Genomic DNA, 19,007 nt, shown 5'->3' on the forward strand with positions numbered 1-19,007 from the left:
GCAAATCAGGAAATCCGTAAAATAGCGTTATTCAACAGACACAGAGAAAACCAACATGAAATTATCCGCCCTTGCCGTTGCCACCGCGCTGTTCAGCTCCGCTGCGTTTGCCGCACCTTTAACATTGCAGACCTATAACCCGCAGGATAAAGGTATCTTCGCCGTGAACTCGACGCTGGCTTCCGGCCCGCATGAAGCGGTGCTGTTTGATGCGCAATTTAGCGTGAAAGATGGCGAAAAGCTGGTCGATATGATCCGCAAAAGCGGTAAGAAACTGAGCCGCATTGTCATTACCTCCGGCGATCCGGATTTCTATTTCGGCCTCGAGCCGCTGGTGAAGGCTTTCCCGGACGCAAAAGTTGTCGCCACGGCCGAGGTGGTCAAGCACATCGAAGCAACCCAGGCCGCGAAGCTGGCATTCTGGGGCCCGCAGATGAAAGATGGCGCACCGAAGCAGCTTTATACGCCGCAGGTGATTGCGGCCAACACCTTTACCATTGACGGCGAAAAAGTTGAAATTCGTCAGCCGCAACACTACGCGGCGTTCGTCTGGATCCCGGCGAACAAAGCCATCCTCGGCGGTACCGGTGTCGCCTGGGGTATGCACGTATGGACGGCCGATACCCAGAGCGCCGAAAGCCGCTTGCAGTGGCGCAAAACGCTCGACGATATGGCCGCACTCCATCCGCAGCAGGTCATTCCGGGCCACTATCTTGGCACACCGCCGGCCGGGGATCGCGCGATCGCCTTTACCCGCGACTATCTGCAGCAGTTTGAGCAGGCGCTGAAAACGCACAAAGATTCCGCCGGGGTGATCGCCGAGATGAAACAGCGCTGGCCGGAGCTGGCGGAAGTCAGTTCGCTGGAGCTGAGTGCGAAGGTGAACACCGGCGAGATGAAGTGGTAAACGCAGACTATTCCTGATTCCGGGTGATAAAGTTGCCAGGGGCGGAAAAATAGACCACGATAGATAGACGGTCGCGCTAGCGCGCCGTTCTTAGGGTTACATTTCGTCCGGCCACGCCGGGCTTGTCCTTGAAACAGAACTGGATTAAGGAGTAAGAATGAAATCGAACCACCAGGCACGTCATCTTCTCGGTCTGAACTATAAACTGTCCCAGCAGAAAAAAGTGGTGCTGGACGGCGATGTGGAAACGACAATTAACCACGCTCATGCCACCGGCCGTAAGCGCCGCGCGGGTTAATTTCTCAGCTGAATGATGATAAAAACACCGTCCTTTCGTCAGGATGGTGTTTTTTTAATACAATTTCCCCTCTTTGATAACATCTGCTCTATACTGCTCCCGCTGCATTCCCTGCCAGCCCGCACGCTTATCGCCGCGCACGGTCTGAAGTGAACATCAAGGAGTTAGTGCGATGCAATTCACCCATAAGAAAAACCGTTCCCTGTATATCCCCTACGCTGGCCCCGTTCTGCTCGAATTTCCCCTTCTCAACAAAGGTAGCGCCTTCAGCATGGAAGAGCGCAGCAGCTTTAACCTGCTCGGCCTGCTGCCAGAAGTTGTTGAAACAATTGAGGAACAAGCTGAACGCGCATGGATCCAGTACCAGGGATTTAAAACTGAGATCGACAAGCATATTTACCTGCGCAACATTCAGGACACCAACGAAACCCTCTTTTATCGCCTGATTGGCAACCATCTCGATGAGATGATGCCGGTCATCTATACGCCGACCGTCGGCGCCGCCTGCGAGCGCTTCTCTGAGATTTACCGTCGTTCGCGCGGTGTTTTTATCTCCTATCAGAACCGGCACAACCTCGACGATATCCTGCAAAACGTCCCGAACCACAACGTCAAAGTGATCGTCGTCACCGACGGGGAACGCATTCTGGGTCTCGGCGACCAGGGCATCGGCGGTATGGGGATCCCGATCGGCAAACTTTCGCTGTACACCACCTGCGGCGGTATCAGCCCGGCCTACACGCTGCCGATTGTGCTGGACGTGGGGACGAACAATCAGCAGCTGCTCGACGATCCGCTGTATATGGGCTGGCGCCATCCGCGTATTACCGACGATGAGTATTATCAGTTTGTCGATGACGTTATCCAGGCCATTAAGCACCGCTGGCCGGACGTTCTGCTGCAGTTTGAAGACTTCGCGCAGAAAAACGCTATGCCGCTGCTCAACCGCTATCGCAATGAGATTTGCTCATTCAATGATGATATCCAGGGCACCGCCTCGGTGACCGTCGGCACGCTGATTGCAGCCAGCCGCGGTGCGGGCAGCCAGCTGAGCGAACAGAAAATCGTCTTCCTCGGCGCCGGCTCTGCCGGTTGCGGGATTGCCGAACAGATTATCGCCCAGATCCAACGCGAAGGATTAAGCGAAGAAGAAGCGCGTCAGCGCGTGTTCATGGTTGACCGTTTCGGCCTGCTGACTGACGCCATGCCGAACCTGCTGCCGTTCCAGAACAAACTGGTGCAGAAGCGTGAAAATCTGCAGCAGTGGGATACCACCAACGAAGTGCTCTCCCTGCTTGACGTTGTGCGCAATGTGAAACCGAATATCCTGATCGGTGTCTCCGGCCAGCCGGGTCTGTTCACCGAAGAGATTATTCGCGAGATGCATAAGCACTGCCCGCGTCCAATCGTAATGCCGCTGTCGAACCCGACCTCTCGGGTGGAAGCCACGCCGCAGAACATCCTCAGTTGGACCGACGGCGAAGCGCTGGTTGCCACCGGCAGCCCGTTCGCGCCGGTCACGCTGAAAGGTAAGCAGTACGTTATTGCCCAGTGCAACAACTCCTATATCTTCCCCGGTATCGGTCTTGGCGTCATCGCCTCAGGGGCATCGCGAGTCACCGATGAGATGCTGATGGCGGCCAGTGAGACGCTGGCGAAGCACTCGCCGCTGGTCAACAACGGCGAAGGCCCGGTGCTGCCGGAACTGAAAGATATCCAGACCGTCTCGCGCGCGATCGCTTTCGCGGTCGGCAAAGTCGCTCAGGAACAGGGCGTGGCGGTGAAAACCTCCGCCGAGGCGCTGTTGCAGGCGATCAGCGATAACTTCTGGTTGCCGGAGTATCGCAACTACCGCCGGACCTCGATCTGATTAACCTGCATCGCAAACGGGCCTGACAACGGGCCCGTTTTTTTGCCGCCGCCCCACTATCTTTAGTTGCTAGCCAAATCGCCGCCCACCACCTACACTGCCTTCACCTGTCAACTCACTGAATGAAAAAGGAGGACCCCATGCTGTTATGTGAAATATCTATGTTTTCACTGACATTTGGTAATCGTCACTGCTCAAGCGTTATCGGTATCGTGCTGCGATAACTTCAGCTTGAGCGAAGACACCCCAGACTAATTCCCTTCCCTCGGGCTTACCGGGTTATCGTCAGCGATGTTTGACGAGGCGTTTTTACGCCTGTAACTCTTGAGTAAGTTCACTATGAGTACATTATTTAGCGCGCAATCTCTGCATGTTGAAACGGCATTCGGGCCGCTTTTCACCGACCTCTCCTTTACCCTGAAAAAAGGCGACCGCATCGGCCTGATCGGCCATAACGGCTGCGGCAAAAGTACCCTGCTGCAGGTGCTGGACGGCACGCTGACGCCCGCTGCCGGCAGCGTGGCGCTGGCGCACCATTGCCTGATGGCGCGGGTTGAACAGCACCTGCCGGATGCCCTGCTGCAACAATCGCTCATTGAGGTGGTTCTGGCGCGGCTTCCCGCCAGCGGGCGTGAACAACAGCGCTGGCAGGCAGAACGTCTGCTGGCAGAAATGGGCTTTACGACGGTGGCGTTCACCCAGCGAGCGGCAACGCTAAGCGGCGGGCAACATACCCGACTGCTGTTGGCCAGAGCGTTAATTCAGCAGCCGGATCTCCTGCTGCTGGACGAACCCGGCAACCATCTCGATCTGCCGACCCTGCTGTGGCTGGAAAGCTTCTTGCAAACCTGGCAGGGGAGCTTCGTGCTGGTGTCCCATGACCCCCTCTTACTGGATGCTGTAACTAATGCCAGTTGGATCCTGCGCGACAGAACCCTGCACGCCTTCTCTCTTCCCTGTAGCGCGGCGCGTCAGGCGCTGGCGGAACGGGACGAAAGCGATGCCCTGCGTCATAAAGCCGAGCAGCGAGAAATCGACCGCGTCACCACCAGCGCCAAACGGCTGGCAACCTGGGGACAGGTGTACGACAACGAAGATCTCTCGCGCAAAGCCAAACAGATGGAGAAACAGGTCGCGCGCCTGAAGGAGAGTCAAACCGAGCTGACCGCCGGCACGCCGTGGCGACTGGCGCTGAACGGTGACGCCCTGCGGGCCGATCGTTTACTCGAAATTGAACAGCTGCCGGTGCCCCCGGCTCCGGGATTACCAGCCCTGTTCACCGCCGGGCTGGCGCGTCTGCGCAGCGGCGACCGGGTGGCGATTATGGGGCGCAACGGCGGCGGGAAATCGTCGTTGCTGCGCCTGCTGTGGCGGCAGATGCAGCAGGCGGCGCCGGATGTCGGCCTGCGTCTGCATCCACGATTACATCCGGGCTACTACGACCAGTCGCTGCATCAGCTGGCGGATAATGCCACGCTGCTGGAGGCGCTGGAGCGCTTCGAACCCGCCGGTGAACGCCGTAAGCGGGCGCTGATTTCCGCCGGTTTCAGCTGGAGCCGCCACGGGCAAAAGGTCAGCACCCTCAGCGGGGGCGAACGTTCCCGCTTGCTGTTTGTCGGGCTGTCGCTGGCGAGCTATAGCCTGCTTCTGCTGGATGAGCCCACCAACCATCTGGATATGGAAGGCAAAGAGGCGCTGGCTGCCTCGCTGCGCGAGTATTCCGGCGGTCTGCTGCTGGTCAGTCATGACCGTCAGTTGATAAGCCAGAGCTGTAACCGCTTCTGGCTGATTGATGATAACGGGCTGAGCGAGTGGCATAGCGCCGACGACGTTTACACCCGCCTGCGCGGCGGGGCGCCCCTGCCCGGGAGGCCCGCCGACGCGGATGCGACGACCACCGTCTCCGAAGACCATGACGCCCTGCTGGAACGGCTGATCGATCTGGAACAACGGCTGGCGGATGATGTATCGCGTAAACCTAAGCACCAGAAACCCCACCTGCAGGCGCAGTGGCGCGAGGAGATCGCGGCCATTACCGCCAGACTGAGTTAAAGGAGACTGAATCCCCGGCTAAGGTGGAGACAGCTTAGCCGGGTGTACGCGGTCAAGGACGGTGGCTACGCCGACGCTGCATCCGCCGGGTATCGGCTGAACTGCTGTTCGGTCATCATCATCCCCCACTGATCGCCCTGCCACTCTTTATGTAACGTAAAGCCGAATGATTCATACAGCGCGCGCGCGGCGTCAAGCCCGCTGAAGGTCCACAGCTGAACGGCAGAAAACGCGCGACGGTCGCAAAAAGCCATCGCCTCGGCCAACAGACGTCGGCCAACGCCGCGGCCCCGACAGCTGTCGTCGAGAATAAACCAACGTAGATGCGCTTCGTTATTGCCCAGATCTTCACCATCGATGGCCACGGAGCCGACGATTTTGCCCTCCAGCACGGCCAGCCAGATCTGATTGCACTCTGCGTCAAGTCGGGCAGAAAACTCTGCCAGCCCGCTGGCGACCTTACCTTCGAAAAAGTGGCCGAACCCGTGGTGCCGGGCATAATATTCGCCGTGCATCTGCGCAATGCGGCCAATCATACCCGGCCGGTATCCGCGCACAATCGTCACGTTGTTTGCCGCAGCGGGCCTTGGTACGTCGCGGCATTTCGCCAGCGCCTGCGCGTACGCGGTCAGCCCCAGCGCCACGTTTTGCTGTTGTCCGGCATCGAGATGCATAAGCGCATCAATGACCCGCATCGCCCCGTAATCGTTAATCCGTCCGACCGTCCCTCGTCCCTGTTCCGTCAGTTCGAGTTGCTTGAAGCGGGCATCTTCGCCGTCGGGTTTTTCCTGCAGCTCGCCGGCGGCCAGCAGACGGGACAACATCCGACTGACGCTTGATTTCTCCAGGCCGAGGATCTGAACCAGCTGCGCGGCGGTCATCGCCCCGTGTGCGGAAATTTCCAGCAGCGTATGCACGGCGGAGGGTGAATAGTCGGTGGCTGCCAGCGTAGAATTCATGAAGCCGAGTTCACGAACCATCAGGCGGGAAGAGCGGCGAATTTCAGTGATGAGCGATTGGTTAATAAGCGATGGATGCGTCATGGCGATGGGTGCAGGTGAGTTAATAGTTGCACAATACAACCATTATTGCGTTCTCCCTGTCAATCCACGCCGCCATTCGGCCCGCACACACGAACGGTATTTCCTTCCGGCTCATCGGCTCTTTGTCAGGATTAAACACGGTCGCAACGGGTCATTTCCCGGCTAAAAAAGTACAGGCACCGTGCGGTGCCTGTTTTTATCTTATTGTGGATTTTTGGCTTTCCACGCATCCCATGCCTGCTTAATCTCTTGTTTTGCCGCAGCGGCATCGTTAAAGCCATTCAGCTCCACCTTTTTACGCCCGTCAGGCAGCTGCTTATAGACGCGGAAAAAGGCCTGCAGCCGCTCCTGCTCAATGGCAGGCAGGTCGCTGATATTCTTGATGTCATCATAGGTCGGATCGATTTTGCTCGCCGGCACGGCAATAATCTTATCGTCCTTTTCCCCACCATCGATCATCTTCAGGACGCCGATTGCCCGCAGCTTAATCAGCGTCCCCGGCGCCATCGGTGCACGCGTGTAGAACACCACGTCCAGCGGATCGCCGTCTCCCGCCAGCGACTGGGTCAGTGAACCGTAGTTAGCCGGATAGGCGACCGGCATCGACTGGAAACGATCGGCTATAATAAATCCCGTCTTCGCGTCGGTCTCATATTTGATGATACCGCCCGTCGGAATTTCCGTGACCGCGTAAAACTCTTCCGGGTTGTTCTCCGGCTGCGGAAAGTCCAGTACGTTGTGGGCCTGAGCGGCGGCAGACAGGAACAGCGATGCGGCGAGGATAGTTTTTACCAGATGCATTGTAGTATCACTCTGTTGTTATAAGAAATTTGCCTGTAACAGCCTGCCGCTTAGCCATGAACAGAATATGACGACCTCATTGCATAATTATTAACAGCCAAAATTCACACATATGCTCGAATTTTGCGCTATTAGTGCTGCTCTAGACCACATATTTCACTAGCTCCCTTGCATTCCTGACTATAAGGGTTAATCCTTAATGAGTATTATTTAAGAGTAAACACCCATTTTTTCTTCAAAATTCAAGGAGTAAACATGAAGGCAGCCGTTGTTACCCACGATCATCAGGTTGATGTGACGGAAAAAACACTGCGTCCCCTGCAACATGGAGAGGCGTTGTTGAAAATGGAGTGCTGTGGCGTATGCCATACCGACCTGCACGTGAAAAACGGCGATTTTGGCGATAAAACCGGCGTGATTCTGGGCCATGAAGGCGTGGGCGTCGTACAGCAGGTTGGTCCGGGCGTCACCTCCCTGAAACCGGGCGACCGCGCCAGCGTGGCGTGGTTCTTCGAAGGCTGTGGGCACTGCGATTACTGTAACAGCGGCAACGAAACGCTCTGCCGTTCGGTAAAAAATGCCGGTTACAGCGTAGACGGCGGCATGGCTGAAGAGTGCATCGTCACCGCTAACTATGCGGTCAAAGTGCCGGACGGCCTCGACTCTGCTGCCGCCAGCAGCATCACCTGCGCGGGTGTTACCACCTATAAAGCGGTGAAAGTTTCCCATATTAAACCGGGCCAATGGATTGCCATCTACGGTCTTGGTGGCCTCGGCAACCTGGCGCTGCAATATGCGAAAAACGTGTTCAATGTCAAAGTCATCGCCATCGACGTTAACGATGCCCAGCTGGCGCTGGCGGCCGAGATGGGCGCAGATCTGACCATTAACTCCCGCAATGAAGATGCGGCGAAGGTGATTCAGGAAAAAACCGGCGGCGCTCACGCGGCCGTCGTCACCGCTGTCGCCAAAGCGGCGTTTAACTCCGCCGTTGACGCCGTTCGCGCCGGAGGCCGCGTGGTGGCCGTTGGCCTGCCTCCGGAAGCCATGAGCCTCGATATTCCCCGTCTGGTACTGGATGGTATCGAAGTGGTGGGCTCGCTGGTCGGCACCCGTCAGGATCTGACCGAAGCCTTCCAGTTCGCGGCCGAAGGGAAAGTCGTTCCTAAAGTGACGCTGCGTCCGCTGGGCGACATCAACGCCATCTTTAAAGAGATGGAACAGGGGCAAATTCGCGGCCGTATGGTTATCGATTTCCGCTGCTAAGCCTCGCGCCTCTCCCGCTCAGGGAGAGGCCGTTTCATGACGCTGGCCATCCGGCATGAACGCATTCCTCCGGCTGTTACCCACATAGAATATTTCCCCGACGCGGTAAATGCCTTTTCCGCAAATGCTTAGCGCAATTCGTTGGTTCCTTTGTTTATATCCGCGCCCGATGATGGCAACACAATAGATAACAAAGGAATTCACCATGCAAAGCCGTTTTCGTCTGCCCGCGTTGGCAGCCCTCTTTTTATCCGGCGCTTTTTCCGCCTGGGCCGCCGATACGCCGGTCAAAGGCGGGACATTAATCTATCTGGAGCAGCAGCCGCACACCAATCTCTATCCACCGGCCGGAGGCTTCTACCCCAACGGCGGCATTCTCAATCAGATAACCGATAAGCTCACCTGGCAAAACCCGAAGACGCTGGCGGTTGAACCGTGGATTGCTGAGAGCTGGGTCACGAACGCCGACAAAACCGAATACACCTTTACGCTGCGTCCGGGCATCACCTTCTCCGACGGTACCCCGCTGGATGCCAACGCGGTGGCCAAAAATTTTGATACCTACGGTCTCGGCAATAAAGCCCACCGGCTGCCGGTCTCTGAAGTGATCAACAACTACGACCATAGCGAAGTCATCAATCCGCTAACGGTGAAGTTTTACTTCAAAAAACCGTCGCCAGGATTCCTGCAGGGTACCGCCACCATTGGCTCCGGGCTGGTCTCTATCAGCACCTTGCAGCGTAATTTCGACGAGCTCGGCGACGCGCGCAATATTATCGGCTCCGGACCCTTTATCGTTAAAGATGAAAAGCCGGGTCGCGAGCTGACGCTGGTCGCCCGTAAGGATTACCAGTGGGGGCCGAAAAACCTGGCTCAACAGGGGCCGGCCAACCTCGACGGCATTACCTTTATCGTCACTCCGGAAGACAGCGTGCGTATCGGGGCGTTACTGGCGGGTCAGGCCGACTTTATCCGCCAGGTCCAGGCCTACGATGAAAAGCAAGCGACCGACCAGGGATTCAGGATTTATGCCGCCCCCACCCGCGGCGTCAATGACAGCCTGAGTTTCCGCCCGGATAACCCGCTGGTGTCCGACCTGCGCGTCCGCCAGGCGCTGCTGCATGCCACCAATGCAAAACAGGTGGTTGATACGCTGTTCTCCGCCAACTACCCGCAGGCGACCTCGGCTATCGCCAGCACGGCGGCAGGGTATGTCAATCTGAGCGACAAGCTGACCTTCGATCAGGCCAAAGCCAGACAGTTGCTCGATGAAGCCGGATGGAAACCGGCCGCCGACGGGATCAGAGAGAAAGATGGCCAGCGCCTGGCGCTGACGGTCTATGAATCGCTGCCGCAGCCGCAAAACAAAGAGGTGCTCCAGCTGATCGCCCAGCAGTGGCGCCAGGTGGGGGCGGCGCTGAGCGTCAAAGCGGGCGATGCCGGTAGCCGGGTAATTGATAACCTCGATCCGCTGAAGACCCCGCTGACCGTTTCAGAAGTGGGTCGCGCCGACCCGGACGTGGTGAAAAGCATGTTCTTCCCGACCAACCGCGATGCTCTGCTGCAACAGGGCGGTTCCAGCGACAAAGTGCAGCACTTCCGCGACGATAAGCTTAACGATCTGCTGACCGCGATTTCCGCCGAAGTCGATGCGCAAAAACGCCTGCAGCTGACCGGCGATGCCCAGCGCTATCTGCTGGATAACGCCTACGTGATCCCGATATTTGAAGAGCCGCAGGTCTTTGCCGGCGCGCCGTGGGTGAAGGGGGTGAGTTTTGAAGCCGTTGGTCGTCCGTCGTTCTACGGCAGCTGGCTGGAAAAGCACTGAGGAGCATGGGATGAGCCATAACCTTCTGCGACGTCTGGGCCAGAGTTTACTGGTGCTGTGGGCGGCCTTCACCCTCTCCTTCGTGCTGCTGCAGGTGCTGCCGGGAGACGCGGTACTGATCAAGTTCCAGAATCCGGATCTGGGTCTCAGTCCGGCGCAAATCGCCGATATGCGTATCGCCTACGGCGCCGACAGCCCAATCTGGACGCAGTATTTCCACACCTTAGCGGCGATGCTGCAGGGGGATTTTGGCTACTCGTTACAGGCGGGTATTGCGGTCAGTACGCTGCTGGCCAGCAACCTGCCGGATACGCTCAGCCTCGCGATCCCGGCGTTTATACTGGCTATCGTGCTGGCCTTTAGCCTGGCCTTCGCCTCACGCCTGCCGGGGCTGCGCTGGCTGAGCAATACCTTACAATCTTTGCCGGTGCTGTTTATCTCGCTGCCGACCTTCTGGCTGGGCATTGCGCTGATTCAACTCTTCTCCTTCCAGCTGCGCTGGATCCCGGTGATCAACCCCGGCCCGCTACAGGGTCTGATACTGCCGATCATTGCCGTCGCGGTGCCCATTTCCGCCCCGCTGGCGCAGATCCTGATGCGCAGCATGGACCAGGTGGCCGCCCTGCCGTTTGTCGCCGTCGCCCGCGCCAAAGGGATGAGTGAAACCGGCGTCCTGTGGCGACACGTTACCGGCAACGCCCTGCTACCGGCGCTGAATATCGCCGGGTTGCTGCTGGGGGAGTTGATCGCCGGCGCATTGATTACCGAAACCGTCTTCGGCCGCGGCGGTCTGGGTCAACTGACCCAGCAGGCGGTCAACAATCAGGATATTGCCGTCTTACAGGCGGTGGTGATGATCTCCGCCCTCGCGTTTGTGTTGATTAACCTGCTGGTGGATCTGCTGATGCCGCTGTTCGATCCCCGCCTGAAAACAGTGACCGGAGGAGTGGTATGAGCCTCGTTGATTACGCTACCGCCGCCCGCCGGCGGGCGCCCGGCCGTCGACCGCTGCGTTTCCAGCCGGGGCTATGGCTCGCCTGGAGCATCATGATCGCCGCGCTGTTGATGGCGCTCGCCCCGCAGCTGTTCAGCGGCTATAACCCGCTTGAAGGGACCTCCGGCGCGCAGCGTCTGGCGCCGCAGGTCGGCCACTGGCTGGGAACCGACCAGCTGGGACGCGATCTGTGGACGCGGATCGTCTATGGCGCGGTCCACTCTCTTTCCGCCGCGCTGGCGGCCGTCGCTATCGGGCTGCTGGTCGGCACCGCGCTCGGTACGCTGGCCGGAGCCGTTGCCGGACGCGTCGAGTCGCTGGTGATGCGGCTGGTTGACGTCCTGCTGGCCATCCCGTCGCTGCTGCTGTCATTAACGGTGATTATCCTGCTTGGCTTCGGCACGCTGAACGCCGCGGTTGCCGTGGGCGTTGCCGCCATTGCCAGTTTTGCCCGCCTGGCACGAGCGGAAGTAGTCCGCGTGCGGCACAGCGACTACGTCGAAGCGGCCTTTGGCAGCGGCGGCACTTTCTTCGCCGTCTTCTGGCGGCATATTTTACCTAATTCCCTCACCGCCGTACTGGCCTTCGCCACGCTGCAGTTTGGCCAGGCGATTCTCGCCCTCTCCACCCTGAGCTTTCTCGGCTACGGGACCCCGCCGCCGGTGCCGGAATGGGGGCTGCTGATTGCCGAAGGCCGTAACTATCTCTCAACCGCCTGGTGGCTGACCACCTTTCCCGGCGTGGCGGTCGTCGCGGTGGTGCTGGCGGCCAACCGCATCAGCCGTCAATTTAGCGGAGAGCGCTCATGAACGTATTACGCGTGGAAAACCTGCGCATCAGCTACCGCTCGCAGCACCGCTGGCAGGAAGTGGTGCATAACGTCAGTTTCAGCCTGCAACGCGGTGAAATGCTGGCATTTGTCGGGGAGTCGGGTTCCGGCAAAACCACCACCGCCCAGGCCATTATCGGCCTGCTGGCGAACAATGCCCGACGCGACAGTGGACGAGTGGAGATCAATGGCGAGGATATCAGCGGCTGGTCGGGGAAACGACTTGATAGTCTGCGCGGTACGCGCATCAGTCTGGTCCCGCAGGACCCGGGCAACTCCCTGAACCCGGTACAAACGATCGGCGCGCAGGTTGGCGAAATTCTGCGTCTGCACCAGAAAGAGCCCGCCGCCGTACGTAAGCAGCAGGTGCTGGCCCTGCTGAGCAAAGTTGGCCTCAGCCACCCCGAACAGCGTTTTCATCAGTATCCGCATCAGCTCTCCGGCGGCATGAAGCAGCGGGTGTTAATTGCGATCGCCATTGCCCTGAAGCCGGACTTGATCATTGCCGACGAGCCAACCAGCGCCCTCGATGTCACCGTACAAAAACGTATTCTCGACCTCCTCGATACCCTGCGCCGGGAGTCCGGGACGGCGGTACTGCTCGTCACCCACGATCTGGCGCTGGCGGCGCAGCGTGCCGACCGGCTGCTGGTTTTTCGCCACGGAGAAATTCAGGAACAGGGCATTACGGCGGATGTTATCCGCGCACCGCAACACGCCTATACTCGCCAGCTGTTGAGCGATCTGCAGGGAATCCAGCCGACAATAGGGGCAGCGCAGCGCCGCCATCCGGCGACGGCCGCTATCCGGGTCGCGGATATCAGTAAACGTTTTTCGCTGGGCGACGCCGGGCTGCAGGCGCTTGACGCCGTCAGCTTTGAGGTGAAACGCGGTACAACCCATGCGTTAGTGGGTGAATCAGGTTCGGGCAAAACCACGCTGGCGCGGATTCTGCTCGGATTTGAACAGGCCGATCGCGGCCACATCGCCATCGATGGTATCGATGCCGGTCATTTAAGTCGCGAGGCGCAGCGTCAGCTGCGGCGTAAAATTCAGTTCGTCTACCAGAACCCGTTCGCCTCGCTCGACCCGCGTCAGACCCTGTTTGAGATTATCGAAGAGCCGCTGAAAAATTTCGAACCGCTGAGCCCGGCCATCCGTCGTGCCCGGGTCGAGGCGGTTGCCGCCCGGGTCGCACTGGCGCCGGAGCTGCTGACGCGGACCGCCCGCGAGCTTTCCGGCGGCCAGCGCCAGCGGGTCGCCATTGCCCGGGCGCTGGTGCTGGAGCCGACGATTCTGGTCCTCGACGAAGCGACTTCCGCGCTGGATGTCACGGTGCAGGCGCAGATTCTGGCCCTGCTTCAGCAGCTCCAGCAACAGCTGGGGCTGACCTATCTGTTTATCACCCACGACCTGGCGACGGTGCGTCGCATCGCGCAGAGCGTCACGGTACTGCGCGCCGGTCAGGTTGTGGAATACGGCGAGGTCAACCGCCTGTTTAGCCAGCCGCAGCACGACTATACCCGTGAACTCATCGCCGCTATTCCCCACCTGTCCACTCTGAGCAAGGAGATCGCATGACGCGTAAACGCCTGGGTTTTTTCACCCGCCTGCTGGACTCTGCCCCTGCGCAAGAGCGCTACCGGCTGGCAACCGAACAGATTCGCCACGCCGAACGTCTCGGCTTTGACAGCGCGTGGATTGCCCAGCATCACTTCCACGAGCATGAAGGCGGCCTGCCTTCGCCGCTGGTCTTTCTCGCCCACGTAGCGGCACAGACCGAACATATTCGCCTCGGTACCGCCATTATTACGCTGCCGATGGAGAACGCACTGCGGGTCGCCGAAGACGCGGCGGTGCTGGATCTTCTGGCCAACGGGCGTCTTGAAGTCGGCTTTGGCTCCGGCGGTACGCCCACTTCATTTCTGCCGTTTGGCTTAACCAGCGAACAGCGGGGCGCCGCCTTTGCCGATAATCTGCATCTGATCCACAGCGCCTGGCGCGGTGATTCACTGGCCCATCCAGAAAACCATCTCTACCCACCGGCGCCGCAGCTGGCTGAACGGATCTGGATAGCGACGTTTTCAATTGACGGTGCCATTCGCGCCGGTCAGGCCGGTCACGGCCTGATGCTCTCCCGCACGCAGCCGCGCCCGCCCGGGCAGCCATATTTAGCGCTTGATGCCATCCAGAATCCGCTGATCGATGCCTACCTCGCGGCGCTGCCCGCCGGCAAAGCGCCAAGGATCCTCGCCTCGCGCACCGCCTTTATTGCCGACAGCCAGGAGTACGCTCTGCAGGTTGCAGCACCCGGATTACGCCAGCAGGCGGCGGCGCATCGCGCCGCCGGGCATGAAATAATCGGTGACACTGTCACCGACCATCTGTCGCAACTGGATGCCCACGTCGGGGATGTCGAACATGTACAGGCGTCTCTGGCGCGGGACAGCGTGCTGGCCCGCGTCACCGATATTTCGTTCCAGGTCCACTCCGTTGAGCCCGCGCACCGTGACACGCTGCGTTCCCTTGAGCTGATCGCTCAACATATCGCCCCGCAACTAAGGTAGGAGTCACCATGACACTGAGTCAGGATATTTTGGCAGAGCTGGCAGAGATTTCCCCGGGTTCCCCGTTAGCCGAGGCCCGGGCCGTGCGCGATGCAGCGACCCGCCATGCGCAGGGCAGCTATGAGGTGCTGTTCAGCCAGCAGGATGAGGATTTTCCACCCGATGAGCGTTTTGCCGTCGCCGCCAAAGTGGCGAAACTGCATCAGGCCGATGCGCTGGCCGCCCACTATGCCGGTTTTGGCCTCGCCGACCCGACCTCCGCGCGGCTGACACCGGCGCTGGCGTTTGCCCGCCTGTTAACCTTCAGCCCGGTGGAGGCCACGCCCTCGGCGCTGCAGGCGCTTACCCGCGGCGGCTGGACCCCGCGGGGGATAGTCACCCTCGCCCAGCTGATCGCCTTCGTCAGCTTCCAGAGCCGGTTGCTCAACGGTCTGCGGTTATTGAACGGCAAACCCTTTGCCAGCGCCGATACGCCGGTGGCGGCCGGTTTCTGGCATACCACCCGGCAAACGGTCAGCGGTAGGCCCGCCCCGGGACATTTCACCCGAGATGAGCTCAACTGGGAGCCCTGGCTTGAGGCCAAACCGCTGGAAGCCTTCAACGACGACGAACGGGCGATTCTGGCGAAATTTGGCCATACGGATTCCCCCTACTTCCGGCTGCTGGCGCGCAATCAGCCGGTGCTGGAGCAGCGTACGCTGACCGACAAAGGCATCTTCTACACCCCAGGCGGTCTGCCGCGTGCGGAACGGGAGCTGGCCGCCACGGTCGCCAGTAAAGTTAACGGCTGTATTTATTGCGCATCGGTCCATGCCCGCAAGGCGGCGCAGCTGGCAAAAGATGAGAGTGCGATAGAAACGCTGCTGGCGGTGACGCCGGGGGAAACATTGAGCGACGGCCAGTCGCCGCGCTGGCGGGCGGAAATAGACTTTGCCGCCGCCCTTTCCGTCACGCCGCCAGCCCTGACCACAGCGCATCTTCATGGCCTTGAACAACAGGGGCTGGATACGCTGGCCCAGCTCGATTTACTGCAATCGGCGGCCTTTTTCGCATGGGCTAACCGCCTGATGTTGACCCTTGGCGAACCGTGGGAAACCGATTAATTCACCGCGCCCGCCGCGATGCGGTTTCGCTGGCCGCGGGCGTAAATCAACAGGGATGTCATGGCCAGGAAGGAGAGTAACGCCGCCGGGAGCGCAATCGCATTCCAGCCAAAGCCCGAGGTAATCATCATCCCGCCGCAAAATGCGCCGATCGCGCTGCCGAGGTTGAAGGCTATCTGCCCGCCGGCCGCCCCCAGCATCTCTCCGCCCCGCGCATTCTGTAGCAATAAGATTTGCAGCGGCGCCGCCAGCGCAAAGAGTCCGGCGCAGCACAAAAATGCCAGCAGCAGCGATGCCGTTTTATGGTCGCCAAAGAGAAAGATCAGCAGCATCACCACCACAATGGCGCCGTCGGTGGCGGCCGCAATGCGCAGCGGGCTGTAGCGAGCGGAGATTTTCCCGCTCAGCAGATTACCGATAACCATCCCCAGCCCTACCAGCATCATGATGGCGATCATCGCGCTTTCGGAAAATCCGGAGACATGGATCATAAAGGGTTTGATGTAGCTGAACCACGTAAACACCCCGGCGTTGCCAAACAGGGTCGCGGCAAAAATAAGCCACGGCGCAGGCGACGATAAGAAGTGAAACTGCTCCCGCAGCCGCGATGTGGATCGATCAAAGACGGTCGGTACCCACCAGAGAATCGACATCAGCACCGCCACGTTGAAGACGGCAATGCCCAGAAAGGTATAGCGCCAGCTGAACTGATGCCCAAGCCATGTCCCGGCGGGGACGCCGACCAGGTTAGCCACCGTCATCCCGGCAATCATTCCCGCCACCGCAGCGGTCACTTTACCCGGCGGCGCCACCTTCGACAGAATAATCGCCCCGACGCCGAAAAAGGCGCCATGCGGGAAGCCGGACACCAGCCGCCCTGTCGCCAGCATGAAATAGCTGGAAGAAAAGGTAAACAAGGTATTCCCGACAATACAGAGCGCCGCGAGAAACAGCATCACCGACTTTAATGAAAAGCGGCTGGAAAACAGCGCCATCACCGGCGCACCAATCACCACCCCGAAGGCATACCAGGCGATCATGTTGCCGGCGACAGGAATGGAGACCCCGACATCGTGAGCAATTTCCGGCAACACACCCATAATGCCAAATTCCGCCATGCCCAGGCCAAACGTACCCAGCGCGAGCGAAAAAATCGTCTTTTTCATTCAGTTAATCACGTAGTTTGGATTTTCGGCCGGCATTATTGACCATTCAGGATCGGCAAACCAGACAAAAACGTCCGCTGACCCGTTTGTCCATAAAATAGCGCGATCCCTGCATGTGAGTCTGGGGCCGGGAGAGATGAATTGGAGAGGATGGCCGGCGCGTCGGCGTGACGCAGAGGCAGTCAGCCGTATCGCAGCGCAATACGGCTGGAGAGCGTTAGTGGGTCGCTTTCCCGATCATGCCGCCGGCCCCGGCGCCCAGCGCCGCGCCCTGCAGCACGCTGTTGCCGGAAACGGCTGCGGCGCCCGCTCCGACTGCGGCGCCGATGGCCCCGCCGGTACGTGCGGCTTTGCCTTTGTCGCCGTGTTCAGTCATGGCGCCGATACCGCCACCGACGACCGCGCCTTGTACCGTAGAGCGCACGCTTTTTCCGCTTAGCGCCCCCACGGCGGCCCCCGCCACGGCGCCACCGGCCGTTTTATCCATCGCGCTGACGGAAAAGGTCAGTGCGCATCCCAAAAAAATGGCTATACCGTTCGCTGTTTTCATCGGTCAATTCCTTTTTAGTTCGCTCCCGAAGGCGTTAACGCCAGCCCTACGGGCAATCCTCAGGAGCCAGACCTCGCGGTCTGATGGCAAAGAGTCGGCAAACGGTATGCGCTCGCTGGCGGAATGAAAAGAGAAAACTTGTCCAAATCTGGACAAGTTTCATGCCTTCTGCCGCGTGACGCCTTGCCGCTTTCAGCCGTTAACCCGCGGAATTGTCATAATGTCCGCCACTCTGGCCCGGGGTGATTACACTTTACGGTACACGGGTCCCATTTCCCCTCTCAGAACGGAGCGATAGCCATGGGAAACAACAAGAAGGCCAAGGGTGTAGCGGGTTCGACCAAAATGAAGCCGCTTGGCGACAAAGAGTATGAAAAAGCGCTGCGCAAGCTCCACATTGAGCTGGTTAAATTGCAGCAGTGGGTGGTCAGTCAGGGACTGAAGGTCTGCATTGTCTTTGAAGGCCGCGATGGCGCCGGTAAAGGTGGCACCATCAAAGCGATCACCGAGCGGGTCAGCCCGCGTGTGTTCCGGGTGATCGCCCTGCCGGCCCCGACCGACAAGGAGAAGACCCAGCTCTATTTTCAACGCTATATCCCGCATCTGCCGGCCGCAGGAGAAATCGTCATTTTCGACCGCAGCTGGTATAACCGGGCCGGCGTTGAACGGGTGATGGGATTTTGCAGCGCCGACGAAGTGGAAAAATTCCTTGCAGGCGCGCCGCTGGTAGAGCGGTCGATGGTGGAGTCCGGCATCATCCTGCTCAAATACTGGCTCGAGGTGACGCCGGAAGAGCAGGAACGTCGGCTGCGCGACCGCATCGATGACGGGCGAAAAATCTGGAAATTATCACCGATGGATATCAAGTCATTTAACCGCTGGGATGAGTACACGCAGGCCAGGGATGCGATGTTTGCCGCCACCGACACCTCCTGGGCGCCGTGGTTTGTCGCCCGTTCGGAAGAGAAGAAGCGCGTGCGCCTGAATATCATTACGCATCTGCTGTCGCAGATCCCCTATAAGAGCGTCCATACCGAACCGGTCAAATTACCCAAACGTAAAATTGGCAAAGTGAAAACGGCCGATTACCCTTTCCGTTTTATTGCCGAGCGTTTCTGAGCCCGGACCCCGCCTTGTCCGCCTCGGCCCTTCGGTGCCGGGGCGGGCAAAGCCCCCCCTTTTCTGGGGAGCTCAAATCGACAAATCCGCCGTTTACCTCAAGTTAACTTAAGGTATTACCCTTAACGCATACTCGTCAGACCACAATAAGGACATGATATGCATGAGATTGACAGCGGTTTTACCCACGTCGCCTTTATGGTGCGGGATCTCGACAGGAGCATCGATTTTTATACCCGTTATACCGCCATGCAGGTGATTCATCGGCGCTCGCCGAATCTTCCCTCCGCACGCCACGTGGCGTGGTTAAGCGATCGTACCCGCTTATTCGCCCTCGTGCTGGTGCAGGCGGATGAGCCGACCGATACCCCGCTGGGGCCGTTTGGTCATTTAGGTGTCGCCTGCGCGACCAAAGCGGAGATCGACGTGAAAACCGCGATGGCGCGGCGGGAAGGCGTGCTGAGAAAGGAGCCGGAGCAACTTGGGGAACCGGTGGGCTATTACGTTTTTTTCCGCGACCCGGATGGCAATACGCTGGAACTCTCTTACGGCCAGCGCGTTGGGCTGGAAGTCCTGCGTAGCGAGAGCTGAAAGCACATGGCGCGACCGGGTCG

General features: G+C 59.3%; 17 protein-coding genes. 13 read left to right on the forward strand and 4 right to left on the reverse strand.

Annotation, left to right across the window (positions count from 1 at the left end):
* Positions 1 to 55: 55 nt before the first annotated feature.
* The 4 genes from AC236I_RS12875 to AC236I_RS12890 all read left to right on the forward strand — a co-directional run bounded on the left by AC236I_RS12875 (position 56) and on the right by AC236I_RS12890 (position 5,127).
* On the forward strand, positions 56 to 907 hold the full coding sequence (locus AC236I_RS12875; protein WP_004861778.1) for a Vmh family MBL fold metallo-hydrolase: 852 nt from the start codon (positions 56 to 58) through the stop codon (positions 905 to 907).
* 157 nt (positions 908 to 1,064) lie between these two features.
* Positions 1,065 to 1,205 (forward strand): stationary-phase-induced ribosome-associated protein, encoded by a 141-nt coding sequence (sra, locus tag AC236I_RS12880; protein ID WP_004861775.1) that lies wholly within the window; start codon positions 1,065 to 1,067, stop codon positions 1,203 to 1,205.
* A 172-nt stretch (positions 1,206 to 1,377) separates the two neighbouring features.
* Positions 1,378 to 3,075 (forward strand): NAD-dependent malic enzyme, encoded by a 1,698-nt coding sequence (locus AC236I_RS12885; protein WP_004861771.1) that lies wholly within the window; start codon positions 1,378 to 1,380, stop codon positions 3,073 to 3,075.
* Positions 3,076 to 3,414: 339 nt separating this feature from the next.
* The gene (locus AC236I_RS12890) at positions 3,415 to 5,127 is read left to right on the forward strand and encodes an ABC-F family ATP-binding cassette domain-containing protein (RefSeq protein WP_064359361.1); all 1,713 of its coding nucleotides are present in this window, start codon (positions 3,415 to 3,417) and stop codon (positions 5,125 to 5,127) included.
* 65 nt (positions 5,128 to 5,192) lie between these two features.
* Here the strand turns inward: AC236I_RS12890 and AC236I_RS12895 are convergent, their stop codons facing one another.
* A complete protein-coding gene (locus AC236I_RS12895) occupies positions 5,193 to 6,170 on the reverse strand; it encodes a bifunctional helix-turn-helix transcriptional regulator/GNAT family N-acetyltransferase (RefSeq protein WP_097357863.1) in 978 nt (325 codons plus the stop codon).
* A gap of 201 nt (positions 6,171 to 6,371) precedes the next feature.
* Complete coding sequence (locus AC236I_RS12900) at positions 6,372 to 6,971, reverse strand: inorganic diphosphatase (protein WP_004861761.1); 600 nt, start codon at positions 6,969 to 6,971, stop codon at positions 6,372 to 6,374.
* A gap of 255 nt (positions 6,972 to 7,226) precedes the next feature.
* Here AC236I_RS12900 and adhP point away from each other — a divergent pair, with 255 nt between their 5' ends.
* The 7 genes from adhP to AC236I_RS12935 all read left to right on the forward strand — a co-directional run bounded on the left by adhP (position 7,227) and on the right by AC236I_RS12935 (position 15,558).
* Entirely contained in the window at positions 7,227 to 8,237 is a 1,011-nt protein-coding gene (gene adhP, locus AC236I_RS12905; protein WP_487608511.1) for an alcohol dehydrogenase AdhP, read from the forward strand.
* A 205-nt stretch (positions 8,238 to 8,442) separates the two neighbouring features.
* Positions 8,443 to 10,065: a TIGR04028 family ABC transporter substrate-binding protein gene (locus tag AC236I_RS12910; protein WP_075808668.1), complete on the forward strand. Its 1,623-nt coding sequence runs from the start codon at positions 8,443 to 8,445 to the stop codon at positions 10,063 to 10,065.
* A 10-nt stretch (positions 10,066 to 10,075) separates the two neighbouring features.
* Positions 10,076 to 11,020, forward strand: coding sequence for an ABC transporter permease (locus tag AC236I_RS12915; RefSeq protein ID WP_004861753.1), 945 nt, complete (start codon positions 10,076 to 10,078; stop codon positions 11,018 to 11,020).
* Positions 11,017 to 11,868, forward strand: coding sequence for an ABC transporter permease (locus tag AC236I_RS12920; RefSeq protein WP_004861751.1), 852 nt, complete (start codon positions 11,017 to 11,019; stop codon positions 11,866 to 11,868). The genes AC236I_RS12915 and AC236I_RS12920 overlap by 4 nt, the downstream gene beginning before the upstream one ends.
* Positions 11,865 to 13,469 carry a dipeptide ABC transporter ATP-binding protein gene (locus AC236I_RS12925; protein WP_004861748.1) on the forward strand — a complete coding sequence of 535 codons (1,605 nt, stop codon included), beginning with the start codon at positions 11,865 to 11,867 and terminating at the stop codon, positions 13,467 to 13,469. The genes AC236I_RS12920 and AC236I_RS12925 overlap by 4 nt, the downstream gene beginning before the upstream one ends.
* Positions 13,466 to 14,455, forward strand: coding sequence for a putative FMN-dependent luciferase-like monooxygenase (locus tag AC236I_RS12930; RefSeq protein ID WP_015584382.1), 990 nt, complete (start codon positions 13,466 to 13,468; stop codon positions 14,453 to 14,455). The genes AC236I_RS12925 and AC236I_RS12930 overlap by 4 nt, the downstream gene beginning before the upstream one ends.
* An 8-nt stretch (positions 14,456 to 14,463) precedes the next feature.
* Complete coding sequence (locus AC236I_RS12935) at positions 14,464 to 15,558, forward strand: alkylhydroperoxidase domain protein (protein ID WP_097357866.1); 1,095 nt, start codon at positions 14,464 to 14,466, stop codon at positions 15,556 to 15,558.
* Here AC236I_RS12935 and araJ read toward each other — a convergent pair.
* Together araJ and AC236I_RS12945 are read right to left on the reverse strand one after the other, a co-directional pair.
* A complete protein-coding gene (gene araJ / locus AC236I_RS12940; RefSeq protein WP_004861738.1) occupies positions 15,555 to 16,724 on the reverse strand; it encodes an MFS transporter AraJ in 1,170 nt (389 codons plus the stop codon). The two genes, AC236I_RS12935 and araJ, sit on opposite strands and share 4 nt — an antisense overlap.
* A 217-nt stretch (positions 16,725 to 16,941) precedes the next feature.
* Entirely contained in the window at positions 16,942 to 17,274 is a 333-nt protein-coding gene (locus tag AC236I_RS12945; protein ID WP_004861735.1) for a hypothetical protein, read from the reverse strand.
* Positions 17,275 to 17,574: 300 nt separating this feature from the next.
* On the opposite strand from AC236I_RS12945, the gene ppk2 reads away from it, so the two are divergent.
* Together ppk2 and AC236I_RS12955 are read left to right on the forward strand one after the other, a co-directional pair.
* Positions 17,575 to 18,393 carry a polyphosphate kinase 2 gene (ppk2, locus tag AC236I_RS12950; RefSeq protein WP_127673339.1) on the forward strand — a complete coding sequence of 273 codons (819 nt, stop codon included), beginning with the start codon at positions 17,575 to 17,577 and terminating at the stop codon, positions 18,391 to 18,393.
* Between the two features lie 159 nt (positions 18,394 to 18,552).
* Entirely contained in the window at positions 18,553 to 18,984 is a 432-nt protein-coding gene (locus AC236I_RS12955) for a VOC family protein (RefSeq protein ID WP_004861729.1), read from the forward strand.
* The last annotated feature ends 23 nt before the right edge of the window (positions 18,985 to 19,007 follow it).

Source organism: Klebsiella sp. Sb-30, from assembly GCF_057652795.1.

Bases quoted from the DNA above. Each gene is read 5' to 3' on its own strand.
- AC236I_RS12875 (WP_004861778.1), top strand. From the start codon at position 56: ATGAAATTATCCGCCCTTGCCGTTGCCACCGCGCTGTTCAGCTCCGCT.
- sra (WP_004861775.1), top strand. From the start codon at position 1,065: ATGAAATCGAACCACCAGGCACGTCATCTTCTCGGTCTGAACTATAAA.
- AC236I_RS12885 (WP_004861771.1), top strand. From the start codon at position 1,378: ATGCAATTCACCCATAAGAAAAACCGTTCCCTGTATATCCCCTACGCT.
- AC236I_RS12890 (WP_064359361.1), top strand. From the start codon at position 3,415: ATGAGTACATTATTTAGCGCGCAATCTCTGCATGTTGAAACGGCATTC.
- AC236I_RS12895 (WP_097357863.1), bottom strand. From the start codon at position 6,170: ATGACGCATCCATCGCTTATTAACCAATCGCTCATCACTGAAATTCGC.
- AC236I_RS12900 (WP_004861761.1), bottom strand. From the start codon at position 6,971: ATGCATCTGGTAAAAACTATCCTCGCCGCATCGCTGTTCCTGTCTGCC.
- adhP (WP_487608511.1), top strand. From the start codon at position 7,227: ATGAAGGCAGCCGTTGTTACCCACGATCATCAGGTTGATGTGACGGAA.
- AC236I_RS12910 (WP_075808668.1), top strand. From the start codon at position 8,443: ATGCAAAGCCGTTTTCGTCTGCCCGCGTTGGCAGCCCTCTTTTTATCC.
- AC236I_RS12915 (WP_004861753.1), top strand. From the start codon at position 10,076: ATGAGCCATAACCTTCTGCGACGTCTGGGCCAGAGTTTACTGGTGCTG.
- AC236I_RS12920 (WP_004861751.1), top strand. From the start codon at position 11,017: ATGAGCCTCGTTGATTACGCTACCGCCGCCCGCCGGCGGGCGCCCGGC.
- AC236I_RS12925 (WP_004861748.1), top strand. From the start codon at position 11,865: ATGAACGTATTACGCGTGGAAAACCTGCGCATCAGCTACCGCTCGCAG.
- AC236I_RS12930 (WP_015584382.1), top strand. From the start codon at position 13,466: ATGACGCGTAAACGCCTGGGTTTTTTCACCCGCCTGCTGGACTCTGCC.
- AC236I_RS12935 (WP_097357866.1), top strand. From the start codon at position 14,464: ATGACACTGAGTCAGGATATTTTGGCAGAGCTGGCAGAGATTTCCCCG.
- araJ (WP_004861738.1), bottom strand. From the start codon at position 16,724: ATGAAAAAGACGATTTTTTCGCTCGCGCTGGGTACGTTTGGCCTGGGC.
- AC236I_RS12945 (WP_004861735.1), bottom strand. From the start codon at position 17,274: ATGAAAACAGCGAACGGTATAGCCATTTTTTTGGGATGCGCACTGACC.
- ppk2 (WP_127673339.1), top strand. From the start codon at position 17,575: ATGGGAAACAACAAGAAGGCCAAGGGTGTAGCGGGTTCGACCAAAATG.
- AC236I_RS12955 (WP_004861729.1), top strand. From the start codon at position 18,553: ATGCATGAGATTGACAGCGGTTTTACCCACGTCGCCTTTATGGTGCGG.